Here is an 11,964-nt window from a genome sequence, read left to right on the forward strand (position 1 = left end):
ATGTTCTTGATGTAGTCGGCGTGGCCTGGGCAGTCGACGTGCGCGTAGTGACGGTTCGCGGTTTCGTACTCGACGTGCGCGGTGTTGATGGTGATGCCGCGTGCTTTTTCTTCTGGCGCTGCATCGATCTGGTCGTATGCTTTTGCTTCGCCGCCGAATTTCTTCGACAGGACGGTTGCGATTGCTGCCGTCAGGGTGGTTTTGCCGTGATCAACGTGACCGATGGTGCCGACGTTGACGTGCGGCTTGGTCCGTTCGAATTTACCTTTTGCCATTTGAGACTCCTAACGATATTTTGAGAATTACCAGGCACACCTGACGGGCAGTACGACGCACTGCCGTTTTTTGAATTCTGGTGCCCTTGACGTGGATTGAACACGTGGCCTCTCCCTTACCAAGGGAGTGCTCTACCACTGAGCTACAAGGGCTTGTTTTTGCGGTGGATACCTACACCGCGAACACTGGAGCGGGTGAAGGGAATCGAACCCTCGTCGTAAGCTTGGAAGGCTTCTGCTCTACCATTGAGCTACACCCGCGAGGTACAACTTTCAATTCGACTTCACGACTCTTCTTTTTGGTGGTGGGGGCTGGATTCGAACCAGCGTACTCAGAGAGGGCAGATTTACAGTCTGCTGCCTTTAACCACTCGGCCACCCCACCGCGAAGAACCGCAGAGTATGAAGCAAGCTCCACGTAGTGTCAACTATGATTCCTCAGACTTTGTCTTCGGTCGCATAGCAGCGTTGCTTCGGGGCGTGATTGTAACGGGCAGGATGCAAAACTACAAGGGTGATTTGGTGGGAATTGCAGGGTAGATTAAAAATTATCGTTTACCTGCATGGAGGGACTACGATTGCGACGGCGCAAGGGCTGCCAGCACCTGCCCCTTGAGCGCCTTGATCAGGGCCGTTTCGTCCGGCGGCACGCCTTCCGGCGCCTCCATCGTGCGGTCCGCATAGAACATGCCGAGCTGGGCCTTGCCCACCACCAGCGGCAGCACGATGAAGCTTTTTGCGTCCGGCAGCAGCTTGCGGTGCCACTCGGGCAGCAGGTCGCGGATCTTGGGGCTGGCCGCGTCCGAGATCATCAGGTCGGCGTCGTTGTCCATGGCCAGGTGGAACAGGTCGCGGCTGGACGCGGCGGGGAAGGTGAACCCGGCCTGCAGGCGGGCGCTCTCCTCGCCCAGCGCCACCCGGGCGCGGAACTGCCCGCTGCGTGCATCCTTCAGGCAGACGGTAGCGAAACGAAAGCCCAGCGCGCTGAACAAGGTCTCGAGCACGGCCAGCACCACGTCGTTGACCTTGCCCTGGCCGGAAGCGCGCAAGTGGGTGACATCCTGCACGCCCGCCAGCAGCAGGTCGCGCGCATTCTTCGGCTTGCCGCTCGGGTGGAAGCCGCCCTGCTCTTCCTCGCCCGCATCTAACGTGGCCAGCAGCAGTACGTTGGGCAGGCCGCCCTTTTCCGCCTGCTCGGCCTTGGGCGCCGGCTGCATGTTCATGCTCTCCATCAGGCCGCGCATGCCTTCCTGCACCGAAGCCAGCAGCGCTTCCATGCGCGCGCTGTCCAGGTCGAGCGCGGCGCCATAACGGGCCAGCAGCGCCACGGCGTCGGGCGAGCCGGCCGGCTCGTGGGTCTTGGCCAGCAGGCGCGCCACGTCCAGGCCGAAGGAAGCGACCTGGCGCATCCATTCGCCGCGGTTGCCTGCGACCCGCACCGGCGCGGACGGCAGGGCCGCCTGGGCGCGCACGATGACGTCCGGGATCTTCCATTCGGCCAGCACGGCCTGCGACAGCATGTCGTAGCTGGCGCCCAGGATCATCTGCGAGGCCTGGCCGACCGTGTGCTTGCCGCCCAGGACCAGGGCGCCGATCTCGCGGTAGCGGTCGTGCTCGTGGCTGGCCACCAGCAGCGGGCCAATGTTCTTGAACAGCGCACAGATCGCCGCTTCCTCGGCGCCCTGGTAGAAGCTGTGGCGCGCCATCTCGCGGCCCACCAGGCTGGCGCACAGCGCGGCCTCGAGCTCGACGCGCACGCTGCCGGCGTGCTCGGAACTGTCGAGGGCGTCGACCAGCAGCATCGCCAGCGCGGTGGTCTTGACGTTGTCAAAACCCAGCAGGGAGATGGCGCGCGAGATCGTCGTGACCGCGGTGCCGGAAATCGTGCGGTACTGGATGGTATTGGACAGGCGCAGGATGCGCTGGGTCAGCGCCGGGTCGGACACCACGTAATAGGCCAGGTCGTGGGTGCCCTGGTCGTCGCTCGATGCCATTTCGACCACGCGCGCGATCGAGGCGCCGAGCGCGAACATTTCTTCGTCGCCGCAGACCTTGTGCATCAGGGCCGCGCGCACGCGGCGGGTCGCGCCTTCCGGCGGCAGAGCTGGGTCGTGCATTGGTCAGCCCGCTGCCTTTGCCGGTGCGGCCTTGACCACCCGGCCCTGCGCATTGCGCTCGTATTTCTTCAGCAGCTGGTGATGCAGCGCCACCAGCGCGCCCAGCTTCGGGTTGCCCGGGTCGAGCTTGCGCACGTTGCCGATCAGGCCGCTCACTTGCTGGCCGAGCTTGTCGTCCCAGCCGTCGTGCTCGATGCAGCGCAGGGCCGCCAGCGCGGCGTTGAAGGCCACCGAGGGATTGTTCGGCAGCTTGCCGGTCGCTTCCAGCATCAGGGTCACGGCGCCGCGGAAGTCGCCGCTGCGGGCGCGCGCGGCGCCGTCGGCCACCAGGTCGACCACGTGCTGGCGGCTTTCCTGCGCCAGCGTGCGCGCCAGGTCTGGGAAGCCGGCTTTTTCCAGCACGCCCATGGCCTGCGCCATGCCGGCATCGCTGGCGGCGTTGCGCATGACTTCGCGCACCAGCTCGGCGCCGCCCTCTTCCATGTTGTTTTCCAGGCAGGTGCGCGCCAGTTCCAGCTTCAGGTCGGACGACAGCGCCGGCGCGTCCTTGCAGGCGCCCAGGGCGGTGGTCAAGGCTTCGTTCAGGCGCGCTTCGTTGCCGGTGTACTCGTGCAGCATTGCCGACGAGATCGCACTGCACAGGGTGGTATTGGCGCGCCCGCCCATCGAGCGGTCGAGGTCGCGGACCATGGCGGCGGCGGCCACCGGGTCGCCCTTTTTCACCAGGGTGCGCACCAGCCGCACGTGGTCTTCCGGATCGCGGAATTCCGAATACTTGGCCTTGTTCACGACCTGCTTGAGCGCCTTTTCGGCGGCCTCGGTGTCGCCCGCCTCGAAGGCGGTCTCGCCCAGGGTGCGCAGGCGCCGCACGGCATGCGGCGACACCGCCACCGCGTCGGTCAGCACCGCCTGCGACTTGGCCAGGTCGCCGACGGCCGAATGGGTGCGCGCCAGCCAGTCGTAGGCGTCGACAAAATTCTTGTTGGTATCGACCAGCTCTTCGAGCAGGCCCTTGGCCTCGTCGAACTGCTTGCGCAGGAACAGGGTCTTGGCCAGGCCCAGGCGCGCCCAGGCGATCGCCTTGACGTCGATGAGCTGGCGGTAGATCGGCTCGGCCTGCTCCGGCTCGCCCAGGAACATGTGCAGCTCGGCGCGCAGGCGCAGGAAGTCGACTGCATAACGCGGGTGCAGGGCCTCGCCCTCGATGCAGGCGTCGATCGCGTCGCGCTGGTCGCCCGACTCCATCAGGGTGTAGACCGGCATGAAGGCGGCGCGCTTGTCGAGGGCGCGCGCGATGCGTTCGAGCAGGCGGTCGGCGGTGAAGGGTTTCAGCACGTAGTCGGTTGGCGCCAGCTCGGCGGCGCTGACCACCTTGCTGTGGTTGCCCTCGGCCGTGACCATGAAGAACATGGTCGCCAGGGGCATCAGCTTGTGGTGGCGCATGTCTTCCAGCAGCTGCTGGCCGTCCTGGCCGCCTTCGAGGTCGTATTCGCACAGGATCAGGTCGAAGCTGCGCAGGGTCAGGTGCTTGACCGCCTGGTTCGACGAGCTGGCATGCTCGATTTTCGTCAGGCCGCACATGTTGAGCATGCTGTGCACGTTGGCACGCATGCCCGAGTGGGGCTCGATGATCAGGGCCGTGAGGCCTTCCAGTTCGTTCATTCCAGGTTTTCCGTTGGCCTGCGTTGGGCGTGGGGCAGCCGCTGCATGGGCTGGCTGCATCGGCCCAGTATATTACGGCTGGGGAACAAAATAGTTAAATTGGGTAGCGATACCGGTCAAACCGGCAGTCGATGCGGGAGAAAAGAGACAGCCAGGGCGTTCTTACCCGCCCGGGGCGAAGGCGGCGGCCTGGCGCAGCGGCGCGCGGCGGCCATTCAGGCATTCCGACTTGGCCGCGCCGATGATGATGTTCTGGTAACGGACTTCGTATTTCCCGGCCGCCAGCTTGTCGATCAGGAAGGTCGCGCGTGGCTGCACATAGGCGTGGCGCACGTTCGAGCGGCGGTCGAGGTCGTAGAGCTTGACAAAGATCGGCGAGGCATTGGCGCTGTTGTCGACCAGCACCTGCATCTCGCTGCCGCCATTGCCGTAGGGGTAGCCCGGCAGGTAGCCGGACTCGGCCGGCCAGGGGTCGCCGCTGGGGGCGCTCAGGGTCTGCAGATCGGTGCCGCAATCGGGCGCATGGGCCGGCACCACCAGCTGGGTCACGGCCAGCGCCTTGATCTCCGGAGGTGGCTCTTTGCCTTCTCCGCCGAAGCGGCGCGCCCAGCCTTCTGTGCTGGCGTCGGTGCCGAGTTCGTCGGGACGGTCGGTGCGCTCGGCGCGCTCGCCCCGGTCCGCGCGCTCGGGACGCTCGACTGCGATGGGGTCCGGCTTGCCGGCCCAGGCCAGCGCTGCCGGCAACTTGGCGCGCGACGGCTCCACCAGGAACACGGCCGCGGCGGCCCCGGCCACGAAACAGCCAGTCAGGCCCAGCCACCAGCGCGGATCGCGCATCAGGCGCGCACGCGGACGCGCTTCCGGCGCATGCGGTTCCCAGTTATCGGGACGGGTGCGGGGGGCGCCTTCTTCGGCCCCGCTGCTTTCCAGCCACTCGACTTCCCATTCCTCGGAGGCGATCCACTCGTCGTGCTCCTTGCGGCGCACCGGATCGGACAGGGTGTTGTAGGCGGTGTTGACGATCGCCATGATGCGGGCGGCCTTTTCGTCGCCCGGATTCTTGTCGGGATGGTATTTCTGGCTCAGGGCCTTGTACGCCGCACGCACGACTTCCCCCGGCGCGCCGCGCGCGACCTTCAGGTTGTCATAGTGGGTGTGGATCTTGGCCATGGTGTCTCGTGTGCCTGCTGTTCTCGCCGTCGATTCTACAGCCGATCCCTGCCGGCTCCGCAGCAGGGTGGTACAGCTTAGCCGGATTTGTATCCAGAGCGCAAGATGTCAAAAATTCTACAGCCGATGGGTGCGGTCGGCCTGCACGATTGCATCCGGCAAATCGACGCCCTGCCCGACCACCAGCACCTTGAACAGCTCGCCCATTTCGGCCGGCGACACCAGCTTCTGCATCGCCCGCGCCTGCGGCAAATAGCGCAGCGCATCCTGCGGATCGGTCTCGAGCAACAGGTCGCCGATGCCGCAGGCCAGCAGGAAGGAAGCCTGGTTCATGTAGGCCAGCACCGGCAGGCCGGCATCCTGGGACGCCAGCGCCATGGCCGTGAAGTCGACGTGGGCCGTGATGTCCTGCAGGCCCGGCAGGTAGAAAGGATCCGGGTGGGCATGGTGGCGGTAATGGCACATCAAGGTGCCCCCAAGGCGCTGGTCGACATAGAACTCGCGCGCCGGAAAGCCGTAGTCGAGCAGGATGGCGGCGCCGCGCCCATCCTTCATCATGCCGGCCAGCGAGGCCATGAAGCCCTCTGCCACGGGGTGGATTTCGGTGACATAGCCGTCCGCCAGGTGGTCGGCGCCGGGGATCTGGCGCAGGACCTGCAAGGCCAGCTGCTCGGGTAGCGGGTGCTGGATAAATGCGAACTCGCCCGCTTGCACCGTCACCATCTGGCGGGCCCAGGCGCCGTCCTTGCGGATGACCAGCTCGACCGGCATGGCGTCGAGCACCTCGTTGGCCAGCACCACGCCGCTGAAGCTGTCGGGGAAACCGTCGCGCCAAACGACTTGCGGCAAATCTTTCAGCGCTTCCTGCTGGCGCGCCCGCAATTCGCCCGACAATTCGATGATGGTGTACGAGTTGACCGCCACGCCCATGCGCGCGAGCGCGGCGAGCACGTCGCGCGCCAGCTTGCCGGTGCCGGCGCCGAATTCGATGATGTCGGGCGCGCTTTGCGCGATAATAGCGGCTGCCGCGCGCGCCAAAGCGGCCCCGAACAGGGGCGAGATCTCGGGCGCCGTCGTGAAATCGCCGCTGGCGCCGAGCTTGGCCGCGCCGCCGCTGTAATACCCGAGCCTGGGCGCATACAGCGCCAGTTCCATGAACCGCGAAAACGCCATCGCCCCGCCGAGCTGTTCGATCTCGTCGGCGATCAGTTGTTGCAGGGAGTGGGACGCGGCGAGCGCGTCGGGAGCGGGTGCGGGCATGGACATGCCGGCATTGTAGCGAAATCAGCCCCTACCAACCATTTACGCCCTGTACAGGTTCGACGATGACGCAGTCCGTTCACACTCCCCCGCCGAAGGTCGCGCTCGTGACCGGGGCCGGCCGCCGCCTGGGCCGCGCGATCGCGCTCGGCCTGGCCGCCGGCGGCTGGGACGTGGCCGTGCATTACCGCCATTCGGAAGCGGAAGCGCGCGAGACGATGGAAGCGATCCGCGCCCTCGGCCGGCGCGCCGCCTTGTTCGGCTGCGACCTGCTCGACGAAGCGGCGGTGCGCGCCCTGCCCGGCCGCGTCGCGACGGAACTGGGCCTGGTGACTTGTGTTGTGAACAACGCATCGTTGTTTGAATACGACAGTGCCACCACGTTTTCACCAAGCCTGCTGGCCACCCACATGGGGGCGAATGTCGCAGCGCCCCTGCTGCTGGCGCAGGCCCTGCACGCCGCGACGCCCGCGGGCAGCCAGGCGGTGGTGATCAACCTGCTGGACCAGAAACTGTACAATCTCAACCCGGATTTTCTGTCGTACACATTGTCGAAAGCGGCGCTGCATGCGGCCACCACGATGCTGGCCCAGGCCCTGGCGCCTTTGGTGCGCGTGGTGGGCGTGGCGCCCGGCATCACGATGGTGTCGGGCGAGCAGACCGAGGAAGGTTTCCTGCAGGCGCATCGGCAGACGCCTCTGGGCCGCTCCTCAACCCCGCAGGACATCGCCGACGCCGTCGTGTATGCGGCCGGCGCACGCGCCCTGACCGGCACGACCCTGCTGGTCGACGGCGGCCAGCACCTGGTGCCGTCACACCGCGATGTGATGTTCCTGACCGAACCAAACAGTAACCATTCATAAAGAAGGCTTCACTATGCTGTCCGCCCTGACCCACCCGAGCTTGCGCGATTGCCGCCGGCTATTCCTGCGCAATTACGAAGTGATGATCAATATCGGCGTGCATGACTTCGAAAAGAAGGCGGAACAGCGCGTCCTGATCAACGTCGACCTGTTCATCCCGCTCGAGCAGTCGACCCCGAAGGCCGACCAGCTGTCGGAAGTGGTCGACTACGATTTCATGCGCGACACAATCGCCAAGCGCGTCTCCAAGGGCCACATCCACCTGCAGGAAACCCTGTGCGACGACGTGGTGAAGGCCATGTTGACCCACCCGCGGGTGCGCGCCGCGCGCGTCTCGACCATGAAGCCCGACGTTTATCCGGACTGCGAAGGCGTGGGATGCGAAGTATTCCAGGTGAAGGAAGAAGCATGAGCGAAGCAGACCTCGACCAGATGGGCGTCTCGGCCAAGACGATGGAAAAGATCGCGCACGAGAACAACAAGCTGCACAAGCGCCTGTGCCGCCTGGTCGGCCAGGCCATCGGCGACTTCAACATGATCGAAGACGGCGACAAGGTGATGGTCTGCCTGTCGGGCGGCAAGGACAGCTACGCGCTGCTGGACATCCTGATGACGCTGCGCGAGCGCGCGCCGATTCACTTCGACATCGTCGCGGTGAACCTGGACCAGAAGCAGCCGAACTTCCCGGCCGACATCCTGCCCGCTTACCTGGACAAGCTCGGGGTGGACTACCACATCGAAAACCAGGACACCTACAGCATCGTCAAGCGCCTGATCCCGGAAGGAAAGACCACCTGCTCGCTGTGCTCGCGCCTGCGGCGCGGCATCCTGTACCGTGTGGCGGACGAGCTGGGCTGCAACAAGATCGCCCTCGGCCACCACCGCGACGACATCCTGGAAACCTTCTTCCTGAATATGTTCTTTGGCGGGAAGCTGAAGGGCATGCCGGCCAAGCTGGTGTCGGACGACGGCAAGCACATGGTGATCCGCCCGCTGGCCTACGTAAAGGAAGCCGATACCGAGCGCTATGCGGCAGTCAAAGGTTTCCCGATCATCCCGTGCGATTTGTGCGGCTCGCAGGAAAACCTGCAGCGCAAGCAAATCAAGGCGATGCTGCGCGGCTGGGAAAAGACCAATCCGGGGCGCGTGGACAACATCTTCTCGTCGCTCTCCACCGTGGTGCCCTCGCACCTGCAGGACCGCAACCTGTTCGGGTTCATGGACCTGAAGACCGATGGGGTGCCCAATCCGCTGGGCGATATCGCATTCGATGAAGAGCCTTGCTCGACGCCGGCGAGCAATACGATCGTATTGCAGCCCTTGGCGTAAAGCGTTTCATGGTGCCAGGCCGCGCGTCCTGGCACCGTCGTTTTGATCCCTCTTCTAGTCGAGATTCGTACAACACGGATCTTGAGCACCCATCCCCTTAGTTCATGGCGCCACAAGGGCGTTAGCCCCTGTATCAGATGCCCCACCTGTGTATTCCCTAATACGACGTCGGTATGGAGCATGCCGTTTGCATGGTCTTGCTTAAGAGATAGCAGAAAACAATGCCAAAAGATTAAAGTTTCTTAAAATCCATAATATACTTTCGTACGTACAACCTACGATAACAGCCTCTCTGACGGAGAAAATTATGCGTGTGCTTTTCGTACCGGTAGTGTTCCTCCTCGCCTCGTGTACCACCACCATCCACTCTGCCAAGGTCGAAAAGACCGCTCCCGATCTCGCAGGCGGCATCCTTTATTCGCTGCCGGCTACCGCCATCGAAGCATCCCTTTCCTTTGTTCCAACGTCATGCAGGCTGGTTAACAAGCGGATTGTCTTCTCGTACGACATTGCTGACGCCACGGTAAAGCACAAGTTCGTACCGGACCCGGAACAACAACATGCTTTCGATTACACCAAGCTGAATTCGAAGATGAAGATTACCTCGGCAAATGTCGAGATGTACTCTTCCGGCATGTTCAAGTCGATCAACACCGATGTCGATGACCGCAGTGCAGAGGTCATGGGAGCTGTGGGCGGTATCGCATTAAATCTGGTCAAGGCGTCCCTGGGCGTACCGGGGATAGGGGTGACAGATAAAAATAAAGATGAAGAGTGCCCGGTTGTCATCAAGCGAACGTTCGACAACCTGGCGAAATTCCGCGCCGCGCTGCCTGCGGCAAAACGGGCCGATAAAGATGTGCAGAAGATCTTCGACGACCTTGACAAGGCAAAAGCAGCGCATGAAAGCGCGAAAGCCAAGCTTGCCGCTGCGCCGACCGATGCAAAACTCAAGACCGAAGTGGAGGAAAAGGCAGCAGCACTGGCAGTACAAGAAAAAGCTGCAAAAGGAAAAGAACTCATAACGCCGGGGGTGCAGGAGAACATCGCCAAGACGCTGAAAGTCCTGACCGCCCGCACCCAGGTGAACTTCGTTCCAAGCCTTGAAAAGACCTGTGCTAGTCCAACCCTGAGCTATGCCAGCTACTTCAACCAGTACGCGGCAAGTATCGAAGATCCCAAAGAGCGCGCAGAACTGCTCGACCTGCAAAATGCAATGGGCATCGTCGACCAGCCCTTTACCGCTGCGGTGTGTGTCAAGACGGCCACCGGAAGCACGCGCGGTACGGTACAAACCACGCCTTCGGCTACTGGCGGGATCCTCTATCGGCTGCCTGTGCTGGCCCAGGTCAGCATTGCGCAAAGCGAAGGTATTCCCAGCGAATTTACCGGGGAGCGCTGGATTTCGGTACCGCAGTTTGGCACCATCGCCTACCTGGCCTTGACCAACGGCCCATTCGACAAGAACAGTCTCAAGCTTACCTTTGCTGAAGACGGCGCCCTGAGCACGCTCAATTTCGCGGCACAGGCTGCAGCCGAGCGCGGTGCCGTGGCCGCGCAGAGTCTGTCGAAAACCTACCTCGATATCGTCGGGCTGCGGGAGAAGGCAAAGCAGGACAAAGCCAAGGCGTCCGACGAGGCGATCAAGAAGGAACGCGCCGATGAAATCGCCATGTACGATGCCCAGATCGCGGTGCTGGACAAAAAGCGGGCACTCGACCTGGCGCAAGCCGGCGGCAAGGACCCCATCCAGCAACAAATCGATACCGCTGAACTTGAAACGAATTTGATCAAGAAACAAATCGAATTGGAGAAGCAGCGCCGCGAACTTGACAAGCTCCGGGCAGAAGCGCCATGAGGACCCCTGCCGCTATCGTAGCGTGCGCGCTTGCAGGCAGCACCTTCGCGCAAGATGCCAAATTGGATGCAATGCCTCCGGATGCGAAACTGGCGCTCCAGAAAAGGCTTTCCGAGAGGCTGGGCACGCGACTCATGTCCATCGGTGTCCCTCCCCAACTTACCGGCGTCGTCAAGGAAGTTAAAGACAAGCCTTTGCTGGACAAGATCGAACTCGACGTAGACAAGCTTGTCCGTGACCACCAACGACCTGCGGGCGCAACGCTTCCTGACACGGTCATCTCGCCGTTTCAGCAAAATCTCAGTGCACGCCTCGAACTGTATTTCATTGCCAAAAGCAGCATTCCGGATCAGGCTCTCGTCGATATTGCTGGTCTCGACAAGAATCAGATACTGTCGAGAGTCAACAGCGACCAGATGAAACCTGCAGATCTGAAAAAACTTCTGGAAGCACTGCGCGTCGGCAATATTCAAAGAAATAAAAACTATCAAATACTGAACCCGAAAACCTCCAACGACGATCCACCTCCTGACATCCGTATCCCCACTATAGGAAGAGGAGGATTCAATCTGGAGACCGCTCGTAGCAACGACGTCGTTTACCGCCAGGCTTTCGCCGACGTAGGCAGCCTGGCCGATATTTCGGTCAAACCCTACCGCATGGTCTGCTCGGGGACCCTGATCGACAATAACTGGTTCCTGACTGCGACCCATTGTTTTCGTGACAGGATTACGGGGGCATTCATACCGCTGAAGAACCTGGGTGTCTTTCTCCCCTTTCGAAAAGGCAAAGATACCTTGGTCAGGCTGGACGGCAAGGAAAGCAAGAATATGTTGCACCGTCGCGTCGCAACGACCTTTGAATGGATTGGAAAAACCCAGGACCTACCCTTTCCTGCGTCGGAGGCCGCAATGAACCACCAGATCGGTATGGGAAATGACCTTGCCCTTCTAGAACTGGCCCCGTCCACCACCCATCCACCGATGCACACTACCTTGACCATTCCGAAGAAAGGGACAATTGCACCGCCGCTGACATTGGCGGGATACGGGCAGTCCAATGCCAAGGACGTTATCGGCGATTTATTGCTGGAAATTGGTGTTCGACACGATACGGTGCACACGGATAGTGCCGGTGTCATGCTGACGGGTAGTGCCGATGCGGCTGTCAAAAACGAAGGACGCATTTGCCCAGGTGACTCAGGTGGTCCAGTTTTCAGGGGCAATATCGATGGAACAGGAAAACCCACGTTAGAGCTGCTCGCAATCGCCAGTGCCATCATTCAGCGTACAGGAGGGTCAAGCAATGCCTGTACGGATGGCGTTCAAAACTTCACGCGCCTGGACCGCGATGCCGTCAGGGCGTGGCTATGCGCGAAGTCCAAGGTAGCGTGCTCCTAGTCGTCCGAATGAGCTCAGTATGGCGGCAAG

At 62.3% G+C, this 11,964-nt stretch carries 10 protein-coding genes and 3 tRNA genes; 5 read left to right on the forward strand and 8 right to left on the reverse strand.

The annotated features are described in order from the left end of the window. From AC3XQU_RS15905 to AC3XQU_RS15940, 8 genes are all read right to left on the reverse strand, one after another. Nucleotides 1-275: GTP-binding protein (locus AC3XQU_RS15905; protein ID WP_489875139.1), on the reverse strand; the 275-nt coding region annotated here is incomplete at its 3' end. A 78-nt stretch (nt 276-353) separates the two neighbouring features. Beyond that, nucleotides 354-428 (reverse strand) — tRNA-Thr (locus tag AC3XQU_RS15910). 34 nt (nt 429-462) lie between these two features. Further along, a tRNA-Gly gene (locus AC3XQU_RS15915) sits at nt 463-536 on the reverse strand. Nucleotides 537-575: 39 nt separating this feature from the next. Next, nucleotides 576-660, reverse strand: a tRNA-Tyr gene (locus AC3XQU_RS15920). Between the two features lie 187 nt (nt 661-847). Continuing rightward, entirely contained in the window at nt 848-2,392 is a 1,545-nt protein-coding gene (locus AC3XQU_RS15925) for an HDOD domain-containing protein (RefSeq protein WP_489875140.1), read from the reverse strand. A 3-nt stretch (nt 2,393-2,395) separates the two neighbouring features. Next, on the reverse strand, nt 2,396-4,054 hold the full coding sequence (locus tag AC3XQU_RS15930; protein WP_489875141.1) for a response regulator: 1,659 nt from the start codon (nt 4,052-4,054) through the stop codon (nt 2,396-2,398). 162 nt (nt 4,055-4,216) lie between these two features. Then, nucleotides 4,217-5,224 carry a J domain-containing protein gene (locus tag AC3XQU_RS15935; RefSeq protein ID WP_489875142.1) on the reverse strand — a complete coding sequence of 336 codons (1,008 nt, stop codon included), beginning with the start codon at nt 5,222-5,224 and terminating at the stop codon, nt 4,217-4,219. A 117-nt stretch (nt 5,225-5,341) separates the two neighbouring features. After that, a complete protein-coding gene (locus AC3XQU_RS15940) occupies nt 5,342-6,490 on the reverse strand; it encodes a class I SAM-dependent methyltransferase (RefSeq protein ID WP_489875143.1) in 1,149 nt (382 codons plus the stop codon). 59 nt (nt 6,491-6,549) lie between these two features. Here AC3XQU_RS15940 and AC3XQU_RS15945 point away from each other — a divergent pair, with 59 nt between their 5' ends. The 5 genes from AC3XQU_RS15945 (at nt 6,550) to AC3XQU_RS15965 (ending at nt 11,934) form a co-directional block, all read left to right on the forward strand. Further along, the gene (locus AC3XQU_RS15945) at nt 6,550-7,347 is read left to right on the forward strand and encodes an SDR family oxidoreductase (RefSeq protein ID WP_489875144.1); all 798 of its coding nucleotides are present in this window, start codon (nt 6,550-6,552) and stop codon (nt 7,345-7,347) included. 13 nt (nt 7,348-7,360) lie between these two features. After that, nucleotides 7,361-7,759, forward strand: coding sequence for a dihydroneopterin aldolase (locus AC3XQU_RS15950; protein ID WP_489875145.1), 399 nt, complete (start codon nt 7,361-7,363; stop codon nt 7,757-7,759). Then, nucleotides 7,756-8,676, forward strand: coding sequence for a tRNA 2-thiocytidine(32) synthetase TtcA (gene ttcA / locus AC3XQU_RS15955; RefSeq protein WP_489875146.1), 921 nt, complete (start codon nt 7,756-7,758; stop codon nt 8,674-8,676). The genes AC3XQU_RS15950 and ttcA overlap by 4 nt, the downstream gene beginning before the upstream one ends. 307 nt (nt 8,677-8,983) lie before the next feature. After that, nucleotides 8,984-10,534 carry a hypothetical protein gene (locus AC3XQU_RS15960; protein ID WP_489875147.1) on the forward strand — a complete coding sequence of 517 codons (1,551 nt, stop codon included), beginning with the start codon at nt 8,984-8,986 and terminating at the stop codon, nt 10,532-10,534. Next, a complete protein-coding gene (locus AC3XQU_RS15965; RefSeq protein ID WP_489875148.1) occupies nt 10,531-11,934 on the forward strand; it encodes a trypsin-like serine protease in 1,404 nt (467 codons plus the stop codon). Before AC3XQU_RS15960 ends, AC3XQU_RS15965 begins: the two co-directional genes overlap by 4 nt. The last annotated feature ends 30 nt before the right edge of the window (nt 11,935-11,964 follow it).

It is taken from the genome of Telluria sp. AZSoR62 (genome assembly GCF_058111565.1).

Excerpts from the sequence above, each read along its gene's own strand:
- AC3XQU_RS15925 (WP_489875140.1), bottom strand. The coding sequence starts at position 2,392 with ATGCACGACCCAGCTCTGCCGCCGGAAGGCGCGACCCGCCGCGTGCGC.
- AC3XQU_RS15930 (WP_489875141.1), bottom strand. The coding sequence starts at position 4,054 with ATGAACGAACTGGAAGGCCTCACGGCCCTGATCATCGAGCCCCACTCG.
- AC3XQU_RS15935 (WP_489875142.1), bottom strand. The coding sequence starts at position 5,224 with ATGGCCAAGATCCACACCCACTATGACAACCTGAAGGTCGCGCGCGGC.
- AC3XQU_RS15940 (WP_489875143.1), bottom strand. The coding sequence starts at position 6,490 with ATGTCCATGCCCGCACCCGCTCCCGACGCGCTCGCCGCGTCCCACTCC.
- AC3XQU_RS15945 (WP_489875144.1), top strand. The coding sequence starts at position 6,550 with ATGACGCAGTCCGTTCACACTCCCCCGCCGAAGGTCGCGCTCGTGACC.
- AC3XQU_RS15950 (WP_489875145.1), top strand. The coding sequence starts at position 7,361 with ATGCTGTCCGCCCTGACCCACCCGAGCTTGCGCGATTGCCGCCGGCTA.
- ttcA (WP_489875146.1), top strand. The coding sequence starts at position 7,756 with ATGAGCGAAGCAGACCTCGACCAGATGGGCGTCTCGGCCAAGACGATG.
- AC3XQU_RS15960 (WP_489875147.1), top strand. The coding sequence starts at position 8,984 with ATGCGTGTGCTTTTCGTACCGGTAGTGTTCCTCCTCGCCTCGTGTACC.
- AC3XQU_RS15965 (WP_489875148.1), top strand. The coding sequence starts at position 10,531 with ATGAGGACCCCTGCCGCTATCGTAGCGTGCGCGCTTGCAGGCAGCACC.